Origin of the sequence: Solwaraspora sp. WMMA2056 (assembly GCF_030345095.1) — a bacterium.
In the GTDB taxonomy this organism is placed as follows: domain Bacteria; phylum Actinomycetota; class Actinomycetes; order Mycobacteriales; family Micromonosporaceae; genus Micromonospora_E.
The window spans coordinates 1,905,410-1,929,407 of the sequence record NZ_CP128360.1 but is presented as its reverse complement, the minus strand read 5'-3'; the positions used below and the strand labels follow the sequence as shown (position 1 = coordinate 1,929,407).

The window sequence follows — 23,998 nt, the reverse complement described above, 5'->3', positions numbered from 1 at the left end:
GTCGGCTCCACCCGCCGGCGGCCGCTGGCCGGCGGCCGCACCGGCCCTGCGGTCACCGCTGGTACGCGGTGCTGCGCTGCACCGCCGGACGCCCGGCGGCGGCCGCGATCGCCTGCAGCTGCGCCACCGTACGGGCCGACCCGTTCGCCGAACCCGCCATCCGGGAGATCGTCTCCTCCATCAGAGTGCCGCCCAGGTCGTTGCAGCCACCGCGCAGCATCGCGACCGTGCCCTCGTCGCCCAGCTTCACCCAGGAACACTGGATGTTGTCGATCCGACCGTGCAGCAGCAGCCGGGCCATCGCGTGCACCACCCGGTTCTCCCGCCAGGTCGGGCCGGGCCGGGCCAGACCGGCCAGGTAGATCGGCGCGTTGGTGTGCACGAACGGCAACGCCACGAACTCGGTGAACCCGCCGGTGCGGTCCTGCACCCCGGCCAGGACCCGGAAATGCGCCAGCCACTGCGCCGGATGGTCCACGTGTCCGTACATCATGGTCGAGCTGGACCGCAGTCCCACCTCGTGGGCCGTGGTCACCACCTCGACCCAGGTGGCGGCCGGAAGTTTACCCTTGGTCAGCACCCAGCGCACGTCGTCGTCGAGGATCTCTGCGGCGGTGCCGGGAATGGTGTCGAGGCCGGCCGCACGCAACCCCACCAGCCAGTCGCGCACCGGTACGCCGGCCTTGGCCGCCGCGGTGACGATCTCCATCGGCGAGAAGGCGTGCACGTGCAGCTGCGGCACCCGCTGCTTCACCGCGCGGACCAGATCGACGTACGCGGTCACCGGCAGCGCCGGATCGATACCGCCCTGCATACAGACCTCGGTCGCCCCGGCCTGCCAGGCCTCCTCGGCCCGGTCCGCCACCTGCTGCGCGGAGAGCCGGTAGGCGTCGGCGTCGCGCTCCCGCTGGGCGAACGCGCAGAACCGGCAGCCGACGTAACAGACGTTCGAGAAGTTGATGTTGCGGTTGACGACGTAGGTGACGTCGTCGCCGACGGTGTCGCGCCGCACGTCGTCGGCGATCCGGCAGAGCTGCTCCAGCGCCGCCCCGTCGGCGGCGAACAGAGCCAGCGCCGCGTCGGTGTGCCGGGGCAGCAGCAGCGCCGCCGGATCGTCGGCGGCCAGCCGCAACCCGGCCCGCAGGTCGGCGTCGGCGTCCGCGCCGCTCGCGGCCCCGGCACCCGTGGGTACGCTGATCCGCCCGGCCACCTCGGCCCAGTCGCCGTACACCTGGTCGAAGTCGCCCCGCCGGTCGTCGGTGCGCCCGGTGGTGTCGATGGTGGCGTGCAGGTCGGTCCGGCCGGTCGAGGTGAACACCTCCTCCGGCTCCTGCCAGGGGCGACCGACCGGCACCGCCGACCCGTCCGCCAGGCCGGTGTCCGCCTCGGCGAGCGCCGCGACGTGCCCGGACAGCCGCGGATCGAGCCAGGCCCCGCCGCGCCGCACGAACTCGGGGTAGATCGTCAACCGCTCCCGCAGCGTGAAGCCGGCGTCGGCGGTACGCCGGGCCAGCTCCTCGATCTGCGGCCACGGCCGCTCCGGGTTGACGTGGTCGGGGGTCACCGGGGACACCCCGCCCCAGTCATCGATGCCGGCCCGCAGCAGCAACGCGTACTCCCCGGCGACCAGGTTCGGTGGTGCCTGCAACCGGGCCGACGGGCCGAGCAGGATCCGGCCGACGGCGACCGTCGCGGCCAGGTCCCGCAGCTCGGCGTCCGGCATGCCACGCATCGCCGTGTCCGGCTTGGCCCGGAAGTTCTGCAGGATCACCTCCTGGATGTGGCCGTACTCGCGGGCCGCCGACCGGATCGCGAACAGCGACTCGACCCGCTCCCGGCGCGTCTCGCCGATCCCGATCAGCAGTCCCGTCGTGTACGGCACCCCCACCCGGCCGGCGTCGGCGATCGCCCGCAACCGCACCGCCGGTTCCTTGTCCGGCGAGCCGAAGTGCGGGCCACCGGGCTCGGACCACAGCCGGGTCGCGGTGGTCTCCAGCATCATCCCCATGCTCGGCGCGACCGGCTTGAGCCGTTGCAGCTCCGCCCAGCTCAGCACGCCCGGGTTGAGATGCGGCAGCAGGCCGGTCTCCTCCAGCACGGCGATCGCGCAGGCCCGCAGGTAGTCGACGGTCGAGTCGTAGCCGCGCTCGTCGAGCCACTGCCGGGCCGCCGGCCACCGCTCCTCCGGACGGTCACCGAGGGTGAACAGCGCCTCCTTGCAGCCCTGGGCGGCACCGGCGCGGGCGATCGCGAGGACCTCGTCACGGTCCAGGTAGGCGGCCGGCAGCCGGCCGGGAACGGTGGCGAAGGTGCAGTAGTGGCACCGGTCCCGGCACAGCCGGGTCAACGGGATGAAAACCTTCCGGGAGTACGTGATCACCCCTGGCCGGCCCGCGTCGCGCAGCCCGGCGTCACGGACCGCCCCGGCGATGGTGAGCAGCTCGTCCAGCTCCGCTCCGGTGGCGCAGAGCAACGCGGTCGCCTCGTCGACGTCGAGGCTTCGGCCGGCGGCGGCCCGGCGCAGCGCCCGACGCACACTCGCCGGTGTCGGGTGCTGCGCCGCACCGTCAGCGGCGGCAACGGGGTCTGGGTGCGCGGTCACCCGTTGAGACTAGGTCCTCGCTGCCGCACTCATCGGTGGCATGCGCCACAGCTCGGCCGGGCGGCCCGGCAGTGCACCAGCTCGATGGCCCCGGTCAGGAGGTCCGCTGGGTCGGCTCGGCCGGCGGTCCTGAATCGCTCGGCGGCTCCGCAGCGGCCGGACCTGCGTCGGCCGGCGGCCCAGACGCCGCTGGCGGCCCAGACGCCGCTGGCGGCCCAGACGCCGCTGGCGGCCCAGACGCCGCTGGCGGCCCAGACGCCGCTGGCGGCCCAGACGCCGCTGGCGGCCCGGACGCGGGTCGTGGCGGCGGCGCGTACATCGGATGCGGGTGACCGTGCGGCCCCGCTGGGCCATACCCGGCCTGCGGGGGTGGGCCGTAGCCGGCCTGCGGCGGTGGGCCGTACCCGGCCTGCGGCGGTGGGCCGTACCCGGCCTGCGGCGGTGGGCCGTACCCGGCCTGCGGCGGTGGGCCGTACCCGGCCTGCGGCGGTGGGCCGTACCCGGCCTGCGGCGGTGGGCCGTACCCGGCCTGCGGCGGTGGGCCGTAGCCGGCCTGCGGGGGTGGGCCGTAGCCGGGCGCGGGGGCGTACGGCCCCGGCGGGCCGTACGCGGCTGGCTGCTTCGGCTTCGGCACCTGGTAGCGGCCCTGCCAGAGTTGGAAGATCGCCAACCCGGCCACGCCGAGCACGGCCAGCCACGCCGCCCGGCCCAGTAGCCCCTGGAAGGCCGCCCGGATGCTGTCGTCGACCAGCACCACGAAACCGACCAGCAGCCCGAACAGACCGCCGAAGAAAGCCATGACGGCGTACTCGATCAGCGCGACCAGGGTGACCAGCCGGGCCCGGGCCAGCTCCGGCGACAAGTGCGTGGCCAACAGCACCGCCACCAGCGGGAACCCGATCGTCACCAGGTTGACGAAGCCGCCGAAACTGTCCGCCGACCGACGGGCGAACCCGGGACCGGCCCCGAGCCGGTACGGCACGAGCAGGTCCAGCAGCGCGAGGAACAGGAAGACGGCGGTGGCGCCGAGCAGCACGACCGCCGCCACCTCCCGTAGCGGCATGGTGAAGTCCCTGGCCGGCGGTCGGTCTCCGGGTGTGGCCTCGGGGTGCGTGGTCACGGCTTCTCCCGATCCTTCGGTGGCGGCGGTGCACCGGCAGAGCGCGGCGGTGTACCGGCAAAGCCTAGCGGTGTCCACCGATGGGCGAGGATGGTCGGCATGCGGATCGTGGTGCTGAGCGGTGGGATCGGCGGGGCGAAGTTCCTGGTCGGTGCCCGGGCGTACGCCCGGCGCACCGGAGCCGAGGTGACCGCCGTGGTCAACGTGGGTGACGACGTCATGCTGCACGGGCTGCGGATCAGCCCCGATCTGGACAGTGTGATGTACACCCTGGGTGGTGGTGCCGACCCGGAACGTGGCTGGGGTCGGGTCGGCGAGACCTGGACGGTCAAGGAGGAGCTGGCCGCGTACCAGGCGGAGCCGACCTGGTTCGGGCTCGGTGACCGCGACATCGCCACCCACCTGGTGCGGACCACGATGCTCAACGCCGGCTACCCGCTGTCGGCGGTCACCGAGGCGCTCTGCGTCCGGTGGCAGCCGGGGATCCGGATGCTGCCGGCCACCGACGACCGGTTGGAGACCCACGTCGTCGTCTCGGATCCGGACGGCGGCGAGCGGGCCATCCACTTCCAGGAATGGTGGGTACGGCACCGGGGCGCCCTGCCGACGCACCGCTTCGTCTTCGTCGGGGCCGCCGAGGCGACCCCGGCGGCCGGCGTACCGGAGGCGGTGGCCGCCGCCGACGTCGTCCTGATCGCGCCGAGCAACCCGGTGGTGAGCATCGCGCCGATCCTCGCCGTACCGGGAGTCCGCGCCGCGCTGGTCGACGGCCCGGCACCGGTCGTCGGCGTCTCGCCGATCATCGGCGACGCGCCGGTGCGCGGGATGGCCGACCGTTGCCTCGCCGTACTCGGCACCCCCTGTACGGCCGGTGGCGTCGCCGGCCTGTACGGCGCCCGCCGCGACGGTGGCCTGCTCGACGGCTGGCTGGTCGACGACGTCGACGCCGACACCCGGCTCGACGGCGTCGAGGTCCGCGCCGCACCACTGTGGATGTCCGACGAGGTGGCGACCGAGGCGATGGTCGCGGCGGCCGTGGAGCTGGCCGCAGCGGGCCGGACGGAGGTGGCCGGATGAGACTGGAGATCCTGCCGGTGACCGGGATCGGCGAGGTACGGCCCGGTGACGACCTGGCCGACGTGATCGCCGACGCGGCACCATGGCTGCGCGACGGCGACGTCCTGGTGGTGACCAGCAAGATCGTGTCGAAGGCGGAAGGTCGGCTGGTGGCGCTGCCGGCCGACGAGCCGGAGCGCAGCCGGGTCCGCGCCGAGCTGCTCGACGCCGAGACCGCCGAGGTGGTCGCCGAGCGCGGGCCGACCCGGATCGCCCGGACCCGGCACGGGTTCGTGATGGCCGCCGCCGGAATCGACAACTCCAACGTGGCGTCCACCCACCTGGTGCTGCTGCCGGTGGATCCCGACGAGTCGGCCCGCCGGCTGCGGCGGGCATTGCGGGTCCGGCGGGGCTGGGACGTCGCGGTGATCGTGTCGGACACGATGGGCCGGCCGTGGCGCAACGGCCTCACCGACGTCGCGCTCGGGGCCGCGGGCATCGACCCGGTCCGCGACTACCGGGGGCTGACCGATCCGTACGGCAACGAGCTGCGGCTGACCCAGGTGGCCGTGGTCGACGAACTCGCCAGCGCCGGTGACCTGGTCAAGGGCAAATCGGAGCAGGTCCCGGTGGCGGTGGTACGCGGCTACCCGTGGCGCCGGGGCGAGGCGGCGGAGCAGCCCGGCGACGACGGCCCCGGGGTCCGGCCGCTGGTCCGTGAACCGGGTCAGGACATGTTCCGCCTCGGCACCGCCGAGGCACACCGGGCCGGCCTGATCGCCGCCGCGATCCTGCCGCCGGCCGGTCCCGACGGTCCGACCGACGCCGGCTCCGTCGGCCCGCCGCCAGCCGACGGGCCGGTCGACGCCGAGGCGGTACGGCGAGCGGTCCGGTTGGTCTCCGAAATCGCCGCGCCGGGCACCCGGTTCACCCCGTGGTCACCGCCGGCTGCTGCCGGTCCGACCGCCGCTGGGGCGGCCACCGCCGTCACCTCGACCGGCTACCTGCACTGTCAGCCGCCCTCGGCAGGGGCGGCGGACCTGGTGCGGTTCGGCGCCGACCTGCACCGGCTACGGGCCGCGTTGGCCGCCGACGGCATCGCCAGCACGGCGCTGGTCACCGACGCGCCCGCCGGGCGGGTCGACGTCCTGCTCGGGCTGACGCCCGACGGCGGGTCGACCGGTCACCCGGCACACCGCGCCGGCGGCTGACCCGCACACCGCGCGGGCAGCGGGTCCGCCGCCGGCGCGGTGACTCACACGTACCCGTCGGCGCCGCGTTCCTTGAGCGCGTCGACCAGGCGTTTGACGTCCTGTGCCCGGTCCCGGGGGCAGACCAGCACCGCGTCCGGAGTGTCCACCACGATCAGGTCCCGCACGCCGAGCGCGGCGACCAGCCGGCCGGAGTGCGGCACGACGACCAGCCCGGTGCTGTCGTGCAGCAGCACCCCCGGCTTCTCCTCGGCGGTCGGGGCGCCGAGCACGACGTTGCCGTCCGGGTCGGCCGGCAGCACGTCGCCGAGGGTGTGGAAGTCACCGACGTCGTTCCAGCCGAAGTCGCCCGGTACGGTGCCGACCCGACCGGCCGCCGCCGCGCCCTCCATCACCGCGTAGTCGACCGAGATGCGGGGCAGGGTGGGCCAGATGTCGCCGAGCACCTCGTCGCGGTCGGGCGAGTCCCAGCGGGCCGCGATCCGGGTCAGGCCGGAGTGCAGCTCCGGCTGCTGGCGGGCCAGCTCGGCGAGGAACGCGTCGACCCGCCAGACGAACATGCTGGCGTTCCAGAGGTGCCGGCCGGACCGCAGGTAGTTTTCGGCGACGGCCAGGCCGGGTTTCTCGGTGAACTGCTCGACCCGGCGTACCGGGCCGGGGCCGATGGTGTCACCGCAGGCCAGGTAGCCGTAGCCGGTCTCCGGTCGGGTCGGGGTGATGCCGACGGTCATCAGCAGCCCGGCCTCGGCACCGGCCACCGCCTGGCGGATCGTGGTCACGTACCGGTCGGTGTCGCCGATGAGGTGGTCGGCGGCGAACGATCCCATGACCGCCTGGGGTTCGCGGCGGGCGATGACCGCGGCCGCCAACGCGATCGCCGCACACGAGTCCCGGGGCGACGGCTCGACGAGCACGTTCTCCTCCGGCACCGCCGCCAACTGCCGGGCGACCGCTGCGGCGTGCGCCGTACCGGTCACCACCAGGATCCGTTCCGGATCGGTGAGCGGGGCGAGCCGCGCCACCGTCGCCTGGAGCAGCGACGCGGCGGTGCCGGTGAGCGGATGCAGGAATTTAGGGTTACCGGCGCGGGACAGCGGCCAGAGTCGGGTGCCGCTGCCACCCGCCGGAATGACGGCGAAGAGCATCAGCCCATCATGCCCGCCCGGCGCATCCGTCCCGGCGGTACCTGGGCGGGCTCACCCCGCAGGCCCGGGACGGAATCACCCGGCGGGGCCGGGACCGGCTCACCCGGCGGGCCGTGCCGCTGCCCGGTGCCAGGACGCGACGTGCACCTGGGCGCTGGACGACCAGGTGAAGTCCCGGGCCCGGTCCACGCCGGCCTTGGCGAGCGCGTCCCGGCGGGATTCGTCGTCGAGCAGGGTGGCCAGGTCGGCGGCGATCCGGTCCGGATCCTCGCTGGTGTACGCGACCGCGTCGCCGCCGACCTCGGGCAGTGACAGCCGGGGCGTGGTCAGCACCGGCGCGCCGCAGGCCATCGCCTCCAGGATCGGCAGGCCGAAGCCCTCACCGTACGAGGGGTACGCGGCGACGAGCGCGCCGCCGAGGAAGCCGGGCAGGTCGGCGTAGCGCAGATAGCCGGGGCGCAGCAGCCGCAGGTGGGCGGGGACGTCGGCGACGGCCCGGTCGATGTCGTCGTCGTGGCCCTGGCCACCGGCCAGGACCAGGGCGGGGGGTTCGGGACGGTCCGCGACGGCGCGCACCCAGCCCCGGATCAGGTTCGGGACGTTCTTGCGCGGCTCCTTGGCGCCGAGGAAGGCGATGTAGCTGGTGCCGGCGAGGCCGAGCCGGGCCCGGACCCGGGCCTTCTCCTCGTCGCTGGGCACGTGGAAGGCGCTGGCGTCGACCCCGTGGTAGGCGACGTCGATGCGTGCCTGGTCGGCGTTGAGCAACCGGATCAGTTCGTCGCGGCTGGCCTTGCTGGGCACGATCACCCGGCTGGCCCGACGCAGCGAGGTCTTGATCGCGCTGCGGAAGAAGGTCCGTCGTGATTTGTCGTAGTGCTCCGGCTCGGTGAAGAACGTCGCGTCGTGCACGGTGACGGTAACCGGACAACCCGCCCGCATCGGACAGGTGTAGTACGGGGAGTGCAGCACGTCCGCACCGACCTGCTGGGCGAGCAGCGGCAGCCCGGTCTGCTCCCAGGCCAACCGGGCCGGACGGTGCGCCACCGCCGCCGGGGCGGCGATCACGTCGACGGCCGGCAGCATCCGGGTGTACCGCTCGACGTCTGTACGCAGCGCGACGACGGAGACCTCGATGTCGCTGCCGACGAGGGCACCGAGGGCACCGAGCAGGCCGTCAACGTATCGACCAACGCCACCGCGGTCGGCGGGCACGCTCGTGGCGTCGATGAGTACGCGGGGCGGTCGACCGGCGGTCACAGGGCAACTCCTCTAGAGGGGTGGTGGAGGGTTGTGAAGAACGACACGTGTGCCAAGCCTACGCCGCCCGACGCCGTGCGCCGCGCCGACGAGGCGGACGAAAACCAGCGTTCGTGTGCCGGCCGGCCGCCCGTCAGCGGGGCGAGACCGGACCGTGACTGCGAGTACGGTCAGTGACCGTCGGGCACTGCCGTGACACGCGCGTTAGGCTCGGCGCCGATGACCAACAACCTCGCCGGACTGCTCGCGGTCACCATCGCCGCCGATCCGACCCGACCACTGCTCACCTGGTACGACGACGCGATCGGCGACCGGACCGAGCTGTCCGGAGCGACCCTGGCCAACTGGGTGGCCAAGACCGCCAACCTGATCGTCGACGGCGCCGGTGCCACGGCCGGTGACACCGCCGAGGTGCTGCTGCCGCCGCACTGGCAGACCGCCGCGGTGCTGCTGGGCTGCTGGTCCGCCGGGCTCGCGGTGCGGGCCCCCGGGCTGGTCGACGGCCCGGCCGGTGCCGGGAGCCAGGCCGACGGCCCGCCCGCCGAGGTGTGCTTCGCCACCGCGCACCGGCTGCCCGGACCGGACCGGCCACCGGCCGGCGAGCAGTACCTGCTGAGCCTCGCACCGATGGCGATGCCGGCCCGCGACCTGCCGCCCGGCTGGGTGGACTACGTCACCGAGGTACGCGGGCACGGCGACCATTTCACGCCGTACCCGGCGGGTGATCCGCAGGACGCCCAGCTGGCGGCCCGGGCGGCCGCACGCGGTGCGGAGCTGGGCATCGTCGCCGGCAGCCGGGTCCTGATCGACGCCGACCGGCACCCGGACCCGGTCGACTGGCTGCTCGCGCCGCTGGCCGCCACCGCCAGCGTGGTGCTCTGCCGGCAGCTCGACCGGGCCTCGCTCGACGGGCGGGTCGCCAGCGAGAAGGTCGATCTGGTGCTGGCCTGAGCCGGCCGGCTCACAGCTCGCTGGGGACCACCTCCCGTTGTGCCCCGTCCGGTGCGCACACGAAGAAGCCACCCCGCTCGGCCAGCCACGGCTTGCCGGCCGCCTCGCCGTCGGTGAGCACCTTCTCCCGGACCCTGAGGATGATGTATCGCGATCCGTCCGGATTGCCGTCGCGCCAGCCGGGTCCGTACAGGCGGTCGACCAGCATCTCGCGGCGCTGCTGAAGGATCGCACCGTTCACCACCCACTCGGTCGGCAGCCGGTACCAGAAGGTCCGGGTGATTCCGGCCGCGGGATCGAAGGCATGCGTCCCCTCGACCCAGACGCCGAGCGTGTCGGTGATCTGTAGGCGGAAGTAGATCCCCACGACAGTCAGACGCACAGCGTTGACGCTGAGTTGCCAAGGTCGACCGAATTCGATCCACCGTCGGTGACGGGCCGGCGCCCGTCGGTCAGCCGACCGCCAGCTCGCGGCCAGCCGACCGCCAGCTCGCGGTCAGCTGGCCGGCACCCGGTCGGTGGCGAACCGGACGAACGCGTCCAGCGCCGCCGGGTTGGCCAGCGCCCCGCTCGCCACCGCCTGCTCCACCGGCGTACCGGTCAGGATCTTCTTCACCGGCACCTCCAGTTTCTTGCCGGACAGGGTCCGGGGCACCGCCGCGACCTGGTGAATCCCGTCCGGAACGTGCCGCGGCGACAGCGCCGACCGCAACTCACGCACGATCCGGGTACGCAGTGCGTCGTCCAACGCGGCGCCGTCGCGCAACGCGACGAACAGCAGCAGCTCCCCCGCGCCGCCCTGCGGATCCTCCAGATGGATCACCAACGAGTCGGCGACCTCGGGCAGCGCCTCCACCACGGAGTAGAACTCGGCCGTGCCCAGCCGGACACCACCACGGTTGAGCGTCGCGTCGGAGCGGCCGGTGATCGCGCAGGCACCATGCTCGGCGATGGTGATCCAGTCGCCGTGACACCACACCCCCGGGTAGCGCTCGAAGTACGCCTGCCGGTAGCGGTGCCCGTCCAGGTCGTTCCAGAACCCGACCGGCATGCTCGGCATCGGCGCGCTGATCACCAACTCGCCCAGCTCACCGACGACCGCCCGGCCGTCGGCGGCCCAGGCCTCGACCCGCGCGCCCAACGCGCGGCAGGCGATCTCCCCGGCCCGCACCTCCACCAGCGGTACGCCGCCCACGAACCCGGTGCACACGTCGGTGCCGCCGGACAGCGACGCCAACTGCAGGTCCGCGCCGACCGACTCGTACACCCAGGTGAACCCCTCGGCGGGCAGCGGAGCCCCGGTCGAACCCACGCCCCGCAACGCGGACAGGTCGGCGATCTCGCGGGGCACCAGCCCCTCCTTGCGGCAGGCCAGCAGGAACGGCGCCGACGTGCCGAAGTAGGTGGTGCCGGTGTGTGCCGCGAGCCGCCACAGGGTGCCCAGGTCCGGCCGGGCCGGGCCGTCCGGCGCGGCGTCGACCGCCGGATTGCCGTCGAACAGCACGATCGCCGCGCCGACCGCCGGCCCGGAAGCGAGATAGTTCCACATCATCCAGCCGGTCGTGGTGAACCAGAAGAACCGGTCCCCCGGGCCGAGATCGTGGTGCAGCGCCAGCATCTTCAGGTGCTCCAGCAGAATCCCACCATGGCCGTGCACGATCGGCTTCGGCAGCCCGGTGGTGCCCGAGGAGTAGAGCACGTACAACGGATGGTCGAACGGCACCGCGTCGAACGCGAGCGGCTCGTCCGTCGGCCCGGCCAGCGCCGACCAGGTCGTCGTCGCCCACTGCGGCGTCGCCGCCTGCGGCGACAGGTACGGGATGACCACCCGGTGCCGGACCGACGGCAGCGCGGCCGCGATCGCCACCAGCTCCGCCTGCCGGTCCACCGCCTTGTCGCCGTACCGGTAGCCGTCGACGGCGACCAGCACAGTCGGCTCGATCTGCCGCCACCGGTCGGTGACGCTGCGGGTGCCGAACTCCGGCGCGGCCGACGAGAAGACCGCGCCCAGGCTCGCCGTGGCCAGCATCAGCACGTACGTCTCCGGGATGTTCGGCGCGTACGCGGCCACCCGGTCGCCGCGACCCACCCCGAGGCGGCGCAGCCCGGCCCGCACCCGACGCACCTGGTCACGCAGCTGCGCGACGGTGAGGGTGACCGGGGCCCGGGTCTGACTGTGCGCGATGACCACCGGATCGTCGTCAGCGAGCCCGCCGGCGCGCAGCACGTGTTCGGCGTAGTTGAGTCGGGCACCGGGGAACCACCGGGCACCCGGCATCCGCGCCTCGGCGAGGACCTCCTGCGGCGGCTCGTGCGCGAGCACGGCGAAGTACTCCCAGATCGACCCCCAGAAGCCGGCCAGATCGTCCACCGACCACTGCCAGAGCTGCGGGTAGTCGGCGAACCGCAGGTCCCGGGTGCGTTCCAGCCACTGCAGGTAGGCACCGATCCGGGTCCGCTGCCGTACGTCCGCCGGTGGGCGCCACAGCACCTCGCTCACGCCTGCACTCCTCCCCGGGCCCCGGCCGCGCCGCCGCAGGCACCCGTGACCATCCTCCCGCACCGCCGTCGCCATTGTCGTGCCTGCGACGGGGGCGACGGAGCGTGCTGGGAACACAAGCCGTGCCGGGCAGGTCGCGGTGCGGGCACAGCCGACCGGCGTACCGCCGAAAAACCCGCCGGTGCTGCCCGGGGTGCCCGCCATCACCCACCCGAAACGGTACGGTTCGCCCATGCGTCATCTCTGGAGCTTCCTCAGCGGCATCGCTGTCGCGCCGCTCTGTTGGCTGCTCGTCGCGGTGGGCCAGACGACGTCGACCAGGACCATCGGTGGCTGGGTGACCGACGGCGAGTACCACACCGCGACCCTGCTCGGGCCGGCGGCGCTGCTGTTCGCGGCCGGGCTGCTGCTCGGCCTGCTGGGTACGTTGCGGTTCTCCCCGCTCGGCCCGCTCGCCGCCGGGCTGGCCCTGGCCGCCCCGTACGTGGCGACGTTCATCGACCCGCTGGGCACCCGTGACCTCCTCGGCGTCGACGCGGCGGTGTTCGGTGAGCCGATCGTGCTGCTGGGCCCGGTCGACAACGGCACCCTGGCCCTGCTCGGGGTGCTGTTGAGCACGGCCGTGCTGAGCCGGCGGCGCTGGTCGGGCGACCGCCGTACGGGCGACCCGGCCCCCGCCGAGCCGGCGGCACCGGCAGCGGAGCCGTTGCCGGTCCGGCCGCTCGGCGAGTTCGACCCGTCGCTGTGGTCGCTGCCCGGTGGCCCGGCCGAACCGGCGCCGGCGACGACCCCCACCGCGCCCACGGCGGCCGATCCGACGACCAGCGGCCGGTCGGGCACCACCACCACGTTGACGGCCACGGCGGCCGACACCGACGCCGACCGGCTGCGGCCGGCCCGCCCGATCCCCCGGTCGACCCGACGCGGCCGCTGACCCACGCGTCCGCCGCCGACCCACGCGTCGACGGGACTCCGCCGGTCACCTGCGACCGTTGTCGTCCCGGCGGGTACCGTGCGATGAGGTGTCGACGCGTGAGGAGTCCAGATGAGGCACGTGGGCTCGTTGGTGCTGTCGCTGGTCCTCGCCCCGGTCATCTGGTTCCTCGCCGGCCTCGGGCTCAGCGAGTACGCGACGGCCCGCCGGGAGGCGTACGACCAGCCGCCGACCGAGGTGTTCGTCGGGCTGGCCGCGCTGGCGGTCTGCGGCATCGTGTACGCGCTGCTGCTGCTGCCCCGGCTGTCACCGATCGGGCCGGTCGTCGCCGGCCTGTCGTTCCTCGGTCTCGCCGCCTGGTCGGCCGCAGACATGACGAGCTTCTACCAGAACATGCCGGGCCGGCTGTTCGGCACCGACGACACGTTCACCGCCCCGGCCGAAGGGCTGGCCGTCGTGCTGGCGGTGCCGCTGCTGGCCACGGTGGTCAGCCCGCGCCGGTGGCGCGGCGAGCGGATGGTCGCCCTGTACGCCGGTCAGCCGGAGTCCCCGCAGGTAGCCAGAACCGCACCGCTGCCGGGTCACGGCCAGGGCGGCGGGTACGGCGGCGGGTACGGCGAGCCCCGGGCCTATGGCGGGTACGGCGGCCCGGCCCAGACCATGGCGTTTCCGGCTGCCGCCGGCCCGCTGCCGCGCCCGGCCCATCCGGCGGGGGCCCCGGATTCCGAGCAGGACACGATGCGGCTGACCCCACCGGGGCACCGTCGGGACGACCCGACGATCGCCCTGCCGCCGGTGCCGGGGGCAACGCCCCGGATCCCGGCCGGCCCGCCACCGGCCGACCAGACGGTGCCGCTGCGGACCGGCACCGGCAGCGGATCGGCCGACGAGACCACCCGGATCCAGCTACCGGCCGCCGACACCGACAGCGACGAGACGACCCGGATCCAACTACCGGCCGCCGCCGACACCGACAGCGACGAGACCACCCGGATCGCGGCGGCGGACGAGACCGTACGGCTGCGGACCCCACCGGCGGCCGACGCGCCGGACACCGGGGGCGACGAGCAGACCACAGCGGTGGTCTCCCCCGCCGCCGACCCGGACGCCACCACGGCGCTGCCCCCGACGGACCCGGACGCCAGCACGGCGCTGCCCCCGACGGACCCGGACGCGACCGCGCGCAAGCCGGCCGGCTGACCGGCGGTCACCGGGGTCGGTCGGACGTCGCCGCTCAGGACGACAGCAACTGGCGGGCCATCACGATGCGCTGCACCTGGTTGGTGCCCTCGTAGATCTGAGTGATCTTGGCGTCCCGCATCATCCGCTCCACCGGGAAGTCCCGGGTGTAGCCGTAGCCGCCGAGCAACTGCACCGCGTCCGTGGTGATCTCCATCGCGACGTCGGAGGCGAAACACTTCGCCGCCGCACCGAAGAAGGTCAGATCGGCGTCGCCCCGCTCGGACCGGGCCGCCGCCGCGTAGGTCACCTGACGCGCGGCCTCCAGCTTCATGCCCATCTCGGCGATCATGAACTGGACGCCCTGGAACTCGGCGATCGGCTTGCCGAACTGCTGGCGCTCCCGCACGTACCCCCGGGCGTAGTCGAGCGCGCCCTGCGCGATCCCGACCGCCTGGGCGGCGATGGTCACCCGGGTGTGGTCCAGGGTGCGCATCGCGGTGCCGAACCCGGTGCCGGGCTCGCCGATCATCCGGTCCGCCGGAATCCGTACGTTGTCCAGGTAGACCTCGCAGGTCGGGCTGCCCTTGATGCCCAGTTTCTTCTCCGGCGCGCCGAAGCTCACCCCGGGATCGGACTTCTCCACCACGAAGGCCGAGATCCCCCGGGACCGGGCACCGGGCTCGGTCACCGCGAAGACGGTGTAGTACTGCGAGACACCGGCGTTGGTGATCCACCGCTTGACGCCGTCGAGCACCCAGTGGTCGCCGTCGCGGACCGCGCGGGTGGTCATCGACGCCGCGTCGCTGCCGGCGTCCGGCTCCGACAGGCAGTACGAGAACATCGCCTCCCCGGCCGCGACCGGAGTCAGGTACCGCTGCTTGAGCTGCTCCGATCCAGCCAGCAGCAGCGGCAGGCTGCCCAGCTTGTTGACCGCCGGGATCAGCGACGACGACGCGCAGGCCCGGGCCACCTCCTCGATCACGATCGCGGTGGCCAACGCGTCCGCCCCCGCGCCGCCGTACTGTTCCGGGATGTGCGGGGCGTGGAAGTCCGCCGCGCGCAACGCGTCGTAGGAGGCGCTAGGGAACTGCGCAGTTTCGTCCGCTTCGGCAGCGTTCGGGGCGACCTTGGCGTCGCACACCTCCCGCACCGCCTGGCGGATCGCCTCGTGCTCCTCCGGTAGCTGATAGACATCGAACGCTGGCCCGGACGTCATCGCGCCCCTCCCTCACCTGGGGGTCACCACTCGCATCGTGCTCGAATGCGAGGATACCGGCGAGTAACGGCAGTGCCAGTCGCCCCTACCCGACTGAACGGACTATCGTCTGCCGGGCAGCCGGCCGGCACCGCGTCCGGGTCGGGCCTCAAGAAGCGGTCTGCCGCACACATCAGAACAACGATGATTGGTGTCGAGCCCCCGGCACCGGACCACCGAGCGCGACGCAACCACGGCGCCGCCAGCGCGAGCGGAGAACACAGGCGTGACCATCCCGTACCCGAACACCCAGCCAATGCCAGCCATCGCGGCGGTCACGCCGCCGTCCGGTGCCTCCCGTCCGCGGCTGACCTTCCTCGGTACCGGCTACCTGGGCGCGACCTACGCCATCTGCTTCGCCGAACTCGGCTACGAGGTGATCGGCTACGACGTCGACGCCGACAAGATCGCCAAGCTGAGCGCCGGTGAGGTGCCGTTCCACGAGCCGGGCCTGGACGAGCTGCTCAAACGGAGCCTGGCCGCCGGGCGGCTGCGGTTCACCACCGACATGGCGGAGACCGCCGAGTTCGGCGACGTGCACTTCATCTGCGTCGGCACCCCGCAGCGGGCCGACGGAATGGGCGCGGACCTGTCCTACGTCGAGGCGTCGGTGACCAACCTGGCGCAGCACCTGTCCCGCAAGGCGCTCATCGTCGGTAAGTCCACCGTGCCGGTCGGCACCGCCGAGTGGATCGAGCAGCTGGTCGGCAAGCACGCCCCTGGCGACCTCGGCGTCGAGGTGGCCTGGAGCCCCGAGTTCCTGCAGGAGGGCTTCGCCGTCGAGGACGTGCTGCGGCCGAACCGGATCGTGGTCGGGGTGCGCAGCGAGTGGGCCAACGGCATGCTGTACGCCGCCCACAAGGGCGTGTTCGACCTGGCCGCCACCGAGGACCGGGAAGTCCCGCTGGTGGTCACCGACTTCGCCACCGCCGAGCTGGTCAAGGTCGCCGCGAACGCGTTCCTGGCCACCAAGATCTCGTTCATCAACGCGATGGCCGAGGTGTGCGAGGTCGCCGGTGGCGACGTCACCCAACTGGCCCGCGCGATCGGCTACGACCCCCGGATCGGCAACCGGTTCCTGCAGGCCGGGATCGGGTTCGGCGGCGGCTGCCTGCCGAAGGACATCCGCGCGTTCCAGGCCCGCGCCCAGGAGCTGGGCGCCGGTGAGGCGCTGCGGTTCCTGCACGAGGTGGATCTGATCAACCAGCGGCGGCGTACCCGGGTGGTGCAGCTCGCCGCCGAGCTGCTGGGCCGCCGCGCCGGGCCGGCCGGGCCGGACCTGTCCGGCACCACGATCGCCGTGCTCGGTGCCACCTTCAAGCCGAACTCCGACGACGTCCGCGACGCGCCGTCGCTGGCGGTGGCCGCGATGCTGGCCAAGACCGGTGCGCAGGTACGGGTCTTCGACCCCGAGGGCACCGAGAACGCCCGCCGCGCGCAGCCGGACCTCAACTACGTACCGTCGATCGTCGACGCGGTCCGCGACGCCGACCTGGTCTGCGTACTGACCGAATGGGCCGACTTCCGCAACGCCGACCCGGTCGCGCTGGGTGAGCTGGCCGCCGGCCGCCGGGTGATCGACGGCCGGAACTGCCTCGACTCCGTCCTGTGGACCAGCGCCGGCTGGGAGTACCGCGGCATGGGCCGCCCCTGACCCACCAGCCGACCGCAGCCGGTCCGGCCGACCGTGGTCGGCTTTTTTCTCCGATCTCCACGCCGTCAGGGACTGTTCAACAGTTGCCTGGTTTAGGCATGCTTCGTTAGAAGCGGTCCACAGTGTTGGCCAGGCGTGGAGGAGGTGCCGATGAGTACGGCGTACCGCTGCACCTCGTGCGGACGGACGGTCCCGGCCGCGGCGACCTGTTCGCGTTGCGGCGCGGCCCAGCCGCAGTTCGCCGAGGACCTGGCCCGGATCGAACGCTCGATCGCCGACATGAAGGCGCGCGAGGTCGCGCTGGCCAAGGAACAGAAGCAGATGGCCGCCGACCTGCAGGCGGCGATCTTCCAACGGGACATCCTGTCCACCGGCGGCGCCGCCGGTCGTCGGGGTCCGGCTCCCCGGATCTCGGTACGCCGCCGCGCCGGCCGCCGGCCACCGACCGCAGAGGCCGGTGCCGCCCCGCCCCGGTTCCCCCGCCAGACACCGCACCGATCCGGCGACGCCGGCACCGACGGCGGGCCGCCACCCGGCAGCGACGAACCCGGCTACCCGCCGGCGTCCGCCGACGACGATCCGACCCGGGTGCTGTCGGCCGACGGCGCCCGACCCGAGGCGTCCGCACAGTCGATCCAGAACGTCCTGCTCGGTCTCGGTGCGCTGATGGCCATGGTGGTCTTCGCCGCCGTCGCCAACAGCACCCTGCCCGACGCCACCCGGCTGCTGATCCTGCTCACCGGCACGGTGCTGCTGCTCGCGGCACCGCCGGTCGTCGCGGCCCGTGGGCTGCGCTCCACCGCCGAGACGATCGCCGCCGTCGCGTTGATCCTCGTCCCGATCGACGGGTACGCGCTGTGGGTCACCGACGCGGTCCGGTCCGGCCCGGTCAGCCCGGCCGTATTCGCCGGGCTGACCTTCGTGGTCACCGCCCTGGTGGCCGGCGGGTACGCCGCCACCACCGGGCTCCAGCTGCCCCGGTACGCGATGGTGCTCGCCGTTCAGCCGATCGTGCCGCTGCTCTGCTACGACCTGATCCTCGGGCCGGCCGGCTGGGCGCTGGCGCTCGCCGCCGTCGCCGTGGTCGATCTGCTGCTGGTCCGGCTGCTCACCGGCTCCGGGCGGTTCACCAGCGGAGCCTGGCTGACCGGCCGGGCCGGCCGGGCGACGACGGCTGACGGGGCGGCCGGGGCGGCCGGCCCCGCCGGGTTGCTCGCCCCACCGCAGCGACGCTCCGCCGATCCGACCGCACCACCCGGTGGGCCGACCGTGCCGACCGACGACCCGCCCACCGCACCTGCCGGACCGGCCGCACCGGGCACGGCAGCCGACAGCGGTGCCACCCGGCCGGAGGGCGCCCCCGAGGAGGCCGACGCCGTCGTCGGCGCGGACCTGCCCGGCGACGCCGGACCGGACCGGCGGGCCGGGCGGCGCGGGCCAGGGTGGACGCCGCCGGCTCCCAGCGCCGCGATGCTCTGGCTCCGCGATCTGATCTGGACCCTCCACGGGCTCGCGGTCGCGGTGGCGCTCGCCTACGCCGTCGCGGCCGTGCTGAGCGCCGACACAGTGCCGGCCGCGATCCGCGCCGGCGCGGTCCTGGTGATCGCCGCCGGGGTCGGGCTGATCGGCGGCCTCACCCTGGGCTACAAGCCGGTGCCGGACATCGCCGCCGGGGTGTTCACCCTGGCGGCCGTCGGTGCCGCGAGCCGCCTCGTGGCCGTCGGCCTGCCCGGCCGGGCGCTGCTGCTGATCGCCGCCGTGGTCGCGATCGCCGGGATCGGCGTCCGGGCCCTGCCGGAGGCCCTGCGGCGTGGCCCGCAGCTCGCCGCCACCGCCACACTCGGCGTACTCGGTGTCCTCGTCGCCGGCAGCGCGCTACGGGCCGCGCTGGCCCCGGGCCGCGCCGCGCTGCCCGCCTGGCAGACCGACCTGTCCGACTACCAGCAGCGGCTGGACGCCTACGCCGGCCCGGCCGACTGGCAACTCGCGCTGGCCGCGCTGCTGATCACCGTCGCCGCAGCGGTCGCCGTACCGGTCGAGTGGCGCCGGGAGGCGACCGTCACCGGCGTCACGCTGACCGCGCTCGCCGTACCGGCGTCGTTCGCCCTGCCCTGGTACGCCGCCTGCTGGCCGCCGGTGCTGGCGGCCGTCGTGGTCGCCGGGGCCGGCCTGTTCGCCGGCTCCGAACGGTCCGCCCAGGTGCACGTCGGCTGTGCCGCCGTGCTGGGTGTCGCCGGGGCCGGTGCCGCCCTGGCCCGCCCCGGTGCGACCGCCGCCGTCCTGCTCGTGCTCGCCGCCGCCGGGGTGCTGATCGCGGTGGCCGGCAGCCTGCCGGAGATCCGCCGCCGACCCGCTGCCGATCCGGTCGCCGGCTGGGCCGCCGGCGGCGCGGCGTTTGCCCTGCCCGGCGGGGTCGCCGCGTTCGTCGCCGCGATGGTGCCGGCACCCGGGCCGACCGGGCCGGCGCTGCAGCAGACGACCGCGCCGATCCTCGCCGCCGCGTTCCTGGCCGTGGCCGGCACGCTCTGCTATGCGGCGCTGGCGCAGGTCGCCGAGCGGCAGATCCCCCGGCCGTTGACGATCGGCACCGGGCTCGGCGCGCTGGCCGTCACCGCCGCCACCTTCGGTTCCCCGGGCGCCACGGTCGCCGACGTCTGGGTCGCGGTCGCGCTGCTGCTCGGTGGCGTCCTGTTGTTCATGACGCCGAGCATCGACGCGAACCGTCGCGCCGACCGGCTGCTCGACGGCACCGACTTCGCCGCCGCCGCCGCGATCGCCGTGCTGGTCGGCACCCTGGCCAGGATCAGCGCCATCGTGGTGCCCGGCATCGAACTGGTCGCCAGCGCGGCGCTCGCGCTGCTGGTGGCGGTCGCCATCCGGGCCATGCCGCAGGACTGGCAGCGCGGGCCGGTGCTGGGGGTGGCGGTCAGTGGCGCAGTCATCGCGGTACTCGCCGGCTACACGGCGGTCGCCGGCGGCATCCGGGCGCTGGCCACCCCCGGACAGCTGTGGCAGGCGGATCTGACCGCCTGGTCGGTCGAGACCACCGCGAACGCCTGGCAGGTGCCGTTGGCGCTGGTGCTACTCGCGATGGCCGCCGCGGTGGCGCTGCCCCGGCCCTGGTCGTTCCATGCCGCCGGGGTGCTGGTGGCGCTCGCCACCGTCGGCACCCCGGCGGCCCTGGGCCTGCCCTGGTGGTCACCGATCGCGGTCGGCTGCCTGGTCGCGATCGGGTACGGCATCGCCTCGGTGGCCGCCACCGACCCGCAGGCCGCGACCGCCCGGGCCACCGTCGCCGCCGCCGTGGCGCTGTACGCCGTCGGCGCGAGCCTGGTCCGGCCGTGGACCACCGCCGCGGCCCTCGGGGTGATCGTGCTGACCTGTGTCGTCGTGGCCGTGCTCGGCCGGGTGATGGCGGCCGACATGCCGCCGGACCCGGCGGCGGACGGCCCGGACGCCGACGAGGCCGACGACGTGGACCTCGAACTCGACCCGGCGGTGCGCCAGCGCCCGACGTGGGCGGTGGACGACCCCGCCACGATGCCCCGGCACCTGGCCACGGTCGGCGGTGCCGCCACCGGCGCCGCGTTGCTGGCGCTGCCCGGCGCGCTCGCCGCGCTCGCCGCCACCCTCGGCTGGACCACCGAGGTGGTGCTGACCAGTGCGTTGGCCGCGTCGGCGCTGGGTGTCGCCGTGCTGGCCGCGGTCCGTCGTCAGGTGCCGCACTACCTGCCGTACGCCACGGTCGGGACGGCCGGCGGGGCCACCGTGACGGCGCTGGCCTCGCTCCCGACCGACCTGCCCACCGGGATGTACGCCGCGGGCGCGGCGCTGCTCGCCGTCCTCGCCGAACTGCTCCGGGCCGCCACCCCGCCGCCGACGGAGCTGTCCCGGCTGAGCCGGCGGTGGAGTGGACTCGGCGGACGACTCGGCCGACCCGGGCCGCTGGAGATCGGCCAGGAGTGGGCGATCAGCCCGGTCAAGGGTGCCCTGGCCGCCGCCGCGCTGCCGACGGCGCTGGCCGTGGCGGCCGTGGCACCGACGCTGACCACCGCGTTGGTCGAGCCGTACCGGACGTTGGCCGCGATCTGGCAGGGGCCGCCGGCGGTGCTGCTCGACCCGCCGGCCGCCGCCGTCGGCCCGACCAACGTCCTCGCGGCGCTGCTGCTCACCGTCGCCGCCGCGCTCGCCGCCACCGCGTTCAACAGCGGCCAGCCCGGGCAGGTCGTTCCGGTCGTGCTGCCCGGCGTGGCGCTGACCCTGCTGATCACGCCGCTGTCGTTCGGCATCGGCTGGCCGACGAGCACCACGGCCGCGCTGCTGGTCTTCGCGGTCGCGATGATCGGCCTGGCGTCGACCGCGCCGCCGCCGGACACCGAGCGGCACCGGCCGCTGCGGATCGCCCGTCGGGTGCTGTTCATCATCGGCCTGGCCGCTGGCGGTGCCGGGCTCGCCGGTGCCCTCGCCAACGATCAGCTGACCGTGTTCACCCTCGGCGGCGCGGTCGCGGTCGGCGCGGTCGCCGCGTACGGCGGGCGCAGCCAACCGGCCCGGATCCTGGGCTGGCTGTTCGCCTCGGTGATGGCGCAACTGTTCGTGCTGACCCTCGGCCTGGTCGCCGGGTTGCCGCCGGCCTGGTCGGCCTTCGGGGTGCTGGCCGTCGGGGCGGCGCTGCTGCTGTCGGCGACCCGGCTGCCCCGGCTCGACCATCCGGAGGCGGTCCGGGAGCGGTCCGTCGTCGAATGGAGCAGCTACGCGGCGGCGCTACTGGCCCTGGCGCTGGCCTACAGTTCCACGCCGCACCTGGCCGGGCTGCTGGCCGCCTGGGGTGCCGTCCTCGGGGTGACCGCCACCCGACCGGGCCGGCGGGCGTTGGAGCGCCGGATCCTGTTCTGGACCGCCGTCGGCTGTGAGATCACCGCCTGGTGGATGCTGATGCGCATCGCCGACGTCGCGCTCATCGAGGCGTACACCCTGCCGTTCGCGGCGCTCGCCCTGCTCGTCGGGGTGCTGGAGCTGCGTCACCGGCCGGACCTGAGCAGCTGGACCGCGTACGGGCCGGCGCTGGTCGCGACGTTCCTGCCGACCCTGGTGATCGTGATCAGCGACGGAGACAACAGCTTCCGGCACGTCCTGCTGCTGCTCGGCGCGGTCGGCACCCTGCTGCTCGGCGCGATGAGCCAGCAGCAGGCCCCGGTGGTCGTCGGTACGGTGGTCAGCGCGGTCACCGCGCTGCACGCGCTGACCTTCTTCGGCCCGTGGCTGGTGCTGATCCCGGTCGGTCTGGTGCTGCTGGCCCTCGGGGCGAGCAGCGAATGGCGGCGCCAGACCCAGGAGCGGGTCCGAGGGGCGCTGCGCGGGATGCGCTGACCCCCTGTTCCCGCCAAGATCCCGGCGATCTTGCACTTATCGACGGACAAATCCGACAAAAGTTCTCGATAACTGCAAGATCGACGCGGTCAGGTGGGGGTGGGGGTGGCGGTACGGGAGGCGCGCAGCGCGGCGTCCTTGGCGGCGACCAGCTCGACCAGCTCCTGCTGGTAGGCGGCCATCCGGGCGCGCAGCACCGGGTCGGCCGCCGCGAGAATCCGGACGGCCAGCAGACCCGCGTTGCGGGCCCCGCCGATGGAGACCGTAGCCACCGGTACGCCGGCCGGCATCTGCACGATCGACAGCAGCGAGTCCATCCCGTCCAGATGCTTCAACGGCACCGGCACCCCGATCACCGGCAGCGGGGTCATCGAGGCGACCATGCCGGGCAGATGCGCGGCCCCGCCGGCCCCCGCGATGATCACCTGCAGGCCACGGTCGGCGGCGGTGCCGGCGTAGTCGAGCATCCCACGCGGCGTACGGTGCGCCGAGACGACCCGCACCTCGTAGGCGACGTCGAACTCGTCGAGCGCCTCGGTGGCCGCGCGCATCGTCGGCCAGTCCGAGTCGCTCCCCATGATGACGCCGATCATCGGCCCTCCTGCAGCCAGCGGGCAGCCCGGGCGGCCCGGCCCCGTACCTCGGACAACTCGGCACCCAGGACCGTGACGTGGCCGATCTTGCGGCCGGGCCGGACCTGTTTGCCGTACAGGTGGACCTTGGCCCCGGGGTCGGTGGCGAACAGGTGGTGCAGCCGTTCGTCGATGCCGATGCCGCCGTCGGCACCGCCCAGCACGTTCGCCATCACCACGGCGGGAGCGGTCAGCGCGGTCTCCCCCATCGGGTAGTCCAGCACCGCCCGCAGGTGCTGCTCGAACTGCGAGGTCCGGGCCCCCTCGATCGTCCAGTGGCCGGAGTTGTGCGGCCGCATCGCCAGCTCGTTGACGACCAGCTCGCCGTCGACCTCGAACAGCTCGACCGCGAGCAGCCCCACCACGTCCAGCGCGGTCGCCAGGTCGATGGCCAGCTGCTGGGCCGCCACCGCGAGCCGCTGCGGCAGATCCGGCGCGGGGGCCAGCACCTCGACACAGATGCCGTCGCGTTGCACGGTCTCCACCACCGGGTAGACCGCGATCTGCCCGAACGGCGAGCGGGCCACCTGCACCGCCAGCTCCCGACGCAGCGCCACCCGTTCCTCGGCGATCAGCTCCAGCTCCGGCCGGGTTGCCGGGTCCAGCCCGGCGGCAGCCAGCCCGGCCGGGTCGTCGATCACCCACACGCCACGACCGTCGTAGCCGCCGCGTGCGGTCTTCACCACCACCGGCCAGCCGACCTGCGCGCCGAACGCGGCCAGCTCGTCGACGGCGCCGACGCGGCGCCACCGGGGCACCGGGGCACCCAGGTCGGTCAGCCGCTGGCGCATCAGCGCCTTGTCCTGGGCGTAGCGCAACGCGTCCGCCCCCGGGTGCAGCCGCACGCCCTCGGCGGCCAGCGCCCGGATGTGCTCGCCCGGCACGTGCTCGTGGTCGAAGGTGACCACGTCGCAGCTCTTCGCGAAGGTACGCAGCGCGGCCAGGTCGGTGTGCTCGCCGTACTGCACGTCGGCGGCGACCAGCGCGGCACCGTCCTCCGGGGTCCGGGCGAGCACGCGCAGCGACTGGCCGAGAGCGATGGCGGCCTGGTGGGTCATCCGGGCGAGCTGCCCGCCACCCACCATGCCGACGATGGGCAGACCGGTACGGGTATCCATGGCGGCGCCAG

Annotated in this window: 16 protein-coding genes; 7 read left to right on the top strand and 9 right to left on the bottom strand. The window is 74.1% G+C overall.

Annotation, left to right across the window (positions count from 1 at the left end; genetic code table 11):
• Positions 1–52: 52 nt before the first annotated feature.
• Together O7608_RS08910 and O7608_RS08905 are read right to left on the bottom strand one after the other, a co-directional pair.
• A complete protein-coding gene (locus O7608_RS08910; RefSeq protein ID WP_289209490.1) occupies positions 53–2,602 on the bottom strand; it encodes a bifunctional FO biosynthesis protein CofGH in 2,550 nt (849 codons plus the stop codon).
• A 94-nt stretch (positions 2,603–2,696) separates the two neighbouring features.
• Positions 2,697–3,722 (bottom strand): hypothetical protein, encoded by a 1,026-nt coding sequence (locus O7608_RS08905; RefSeq protein ID WP_289209489.1) that lies wholly within the window; start codon positions 3,720–3,722, stop codon positions 2,697–2,699.
• 99 nt (positions 3,723–3,821) lie between these two features.
• Between O7608_RS08905 and cofD the strand changes: the two genes are divergently transcribed.
• Together cofD and O7608_RS08895 are read left to right on the top strand one after the other, a co-directional pair.
• Positions 3,822–4,799 carry a 2-phospho-L-lactate transferase gene (gene cofD, locus O7608_RS08900; protein ID WP_289209488.1) on the top strand — a complete coding sequence of 326 codons (978 nt, stop codon included), beginning with the start codon at positions 3,822–3,824 and terminating at the stop codon, positions 4,797–4,799.
• Positions 4,796–5,989, top strand: coding sequence for a coenzyme F420-0:L-glutamate ligase (locus tag O7608_RS08895; protein WP_289209487.1), 1,194 nt, complete (start codon positions 4,796–4,798; stop codon positions 5,987–5,989). The genes cofD and O7608_RS08895 overlap by 4 nt, the downstream gene beginning before the upstream one ends.
• A 44-nt stretch (positions 5,990–6,033) precedes the next feature.
• On the opposite strand, the gene O7608_RS08890 is transcribed toward O7608_RS08895, so the two are convergent.
• Together O7608_RS08890 and O7608_RS08885 are read right to left on the bottom strand one after the other, a co-directional pair.
• Positions 6,034–7,134, bottom strand: a complete 1,101-nt coding sequence (locus tag O7608_RS08890; RefSeq protein WP_289209486.1) for a mannose-1-phosphate guanylyltransferase — start codon at positions 7,132–7,134, stop codon at positions 6,034–6,036.
• 99 nt (positions 7,135–7,233) lie between these two features.
• Entirely contained in the window at positions 7,234–8,391 is a 1,158-nt protein-coding gene (locus O7608_RS08885) for a glycosyltransferase family 4 protein (protein ID WP_289209485.1), read from the bottom strand.
• A gap of 219 nt (positions 8,392–8,610) precedes the next feature.
• Here O7608_RS08885 and O7608_RS08880 point away from each other — a divergent pair, with 219 nt between their 5' ends.
• A complete protein-coding gene (locus O7608_RS08880; protein WP_289209484.1) occupies positions 8,611–9,342 on the top strand; it encodes a TIGR03089 family protein in 732 nt (243 codons plus the stop codon).
• Between the two features lie 10 nt (positions 9,343–9,352).
• On the opposite strand, the gene O7608_RS08875 is transcribed toward O7608_RS08880, so the two are convergent.
• Together O7608_RS08875 and O7608_RS08870 are read right to left on the bottom strand one after the other, a co-directional pair.
• Complete coding sequence (locus tag O7608_RS08875; RefSeq protein ID WP_289209483.1) at positions 9,353–9,724, bottom strand: hypothetical protein; 372 nt, start codon at positions 9,722–9,724, stop codon at positions 9,353–9,355.
• A gap of 114 nt (positions 9,725–9,838) precedes the next feature.
• On the bottom strand, positions 9,839–11,842 hold the full coding sequence (locus O7608_RS08870) for an acetoacetate--CoA ligase (protein WP_289209482.1): 2,004 nt from the start codon (positions 11,840–11,842) through the stop codon (positions 9,839–9,841).
• Positions 11,843–12,074: 232 nt separating this feature from the next.
• Here O7608_RS08870 and O7608_RS08865 point away from each other — a divergent pair, with 232 nt between their 5' ends.
• Both O7608_RS08865 and O7608_RS08860 read left to right on the top strand, forming a co-directional pair.
• Positions 12,075–12,776 (top strand): hypothetical protein, encoded by a 702-nt coding sequence (locus tag O7608_RS08865; RefSeq protein WP_289209481.1) that lies wholly within the window; start codon positions 12,075–12,077, stop codon positions 12,774–12,776.
• Between the two features lie 111 nt (positions 12,777–12,887).
• Entirely contained in the window at positions 12,888–13,976 is a 1,089-nt protein-coding gene (locus tag O7608_RS08860) for a hypothetical protein (protein WP_289209480.1), read from the top strand.
• 34 nt (positions 13,977–14,010) lie between these two features.
• Here the strand turns inward: O7608_RS08860 and O7608_RS08855 are convergent, their stop codons facing one another.
• A complete protein-coding gene (locus O7608_RS08855; RefSeq protein WP_289209479.1) occupies positions 14,011–15,174 on the bottom strand; it encodes an acyl-CoA dehydrogenase family protein in 1,164 nt (387 codons plus the stop codon).
• A 265-nt stretch (positions 15,175–15,439) separates the two neighbouring features.
• Here O7608_RS08855 and O7608_RS08850 point away from each other — a divergent pair, with 265 nt between their 5' ends.
• Positions 15,440–16,867 carry a UDP-glucose dehydrogenase family protein gene (locus tag O7608_RS08850; protein ID WP_289209478.1) on the top strand — a complete coding sequence of 476 codons (1,428 nt, stop codon included), beginning with the start codon at positions 15,440–15,442 and terminating at the stop codon, positions 16,865–16,867.
• A gap of 150 nt (positions 16,868–17,017) precedes the next feature.
• Positions 17,018–22,237, top strand: coding sequence for an SCO7613 C-terminal domain-containing membrane protein (locus O7608_RS08845; protein ID WP_289209477.1), 5,220 nt, complete (start codon positions 17,018–17,020; stop codon positions 22,235–22,237).
• Between the two features lie 89 nt (positions 22,238–22,326).
• Here the strand turns inward: O7608_RS08845 and purE are convergent, their stop codons facing one another.
• Positions 22,327–22,830 (bottom strand): 5-(carboxyamino)imidazole ribonucleotide mutase, encoded by a 504-nt coding sequence (gene purE, locus O7608_RS08840; RefSeq protein WP_289209476.1) that lies wholly within the window; start codon positions 22,828–22,830, stop codon positions 22,327–22,329.
• Positions 22,827–23,987, bottom strand: coding sequence for a 5-(carboxyamino)imidazole ribonucleotide synthase (locus O7608_RS08835; protein ID WP_289209475.1), 1,161 nt, complete (start codon positions 23,985–23,987; stop codon positions 22,827–22,829). Before O7608_RS08835 ends, purE begins: the two co-directional genes overlap by 4 nt.
• Positions 23,988–23,998: the final 11 nt, after the last annotated feature.

Coding starts and splice junctions, on each gene's coding strand:
- cofD (WP_289209488.1), top strand. CDS start 3,822: ATGCGGATCGTGGTGCTGAGCGGTGGGATCGGCGGGGCGAAGTTCCTG.
- O7608_RS08895 (WP_289209487.1), top strand. CDS start 4,796: ATGAGACTGGAGATCCTGCCGGTGACCGGGATCGGCGAGGTACGGCCC.
- O7608_RS08890 (WP_289209486.1), bottom strand. CDS start 7,134: ATGCTCTTCGCCGTCATTCCGGCGGGTGGCAGCGGCACCCGACTCTGG.
- O7608_RS08880 (WP_289209484.1), top strand. CDS start 8,611: ATGACCAACAACCTCGCCGGACTGCTCGCGGTCACCATCGCCGCCGAT.
- O7608_RS08865 (WP_289209481.1), top strand. CDS start 12,075: ATGCGTCATCTCTGGAGCTTCCTCAGCGGCATCGCTGTCGCGCCGCTC.
- O7608_RS08860 (WP_289209480.1), top strand. CDS start 12,888: ATGAGGCACGTGGGCTCGTTGGTGCTGTCGCTGGTCCTCGCCCCGGTC.
- O7608_RS08855 (WP_289209479.1), bottom strand. CDS start 15,174: ATGACGTCCGGGCCAGCGTTCGATGTCTATCAGCTACCGGAGGAGCAC.
- O7608_RS08845 (WP_289209477.1), top strand. CDS start 17,018: ATGAGTACGGCGTACCGCTGCACCTCGTGCGGACGGACGGTCCCGGCC.
- purE (WP_289209476.1), bottom strand. CDS start 22,830: ATGATCGGCGTCATCATGGGGAGCGACTCGGACTGGCCGACGATGCGC.
- O7608_RS08835 (WP_289209475.1), bottom strand. CDS start 23,987: ATGGATACCCGTACCGGTCTGCCCATCGTCGGCATGGTGGGTGGCGGG.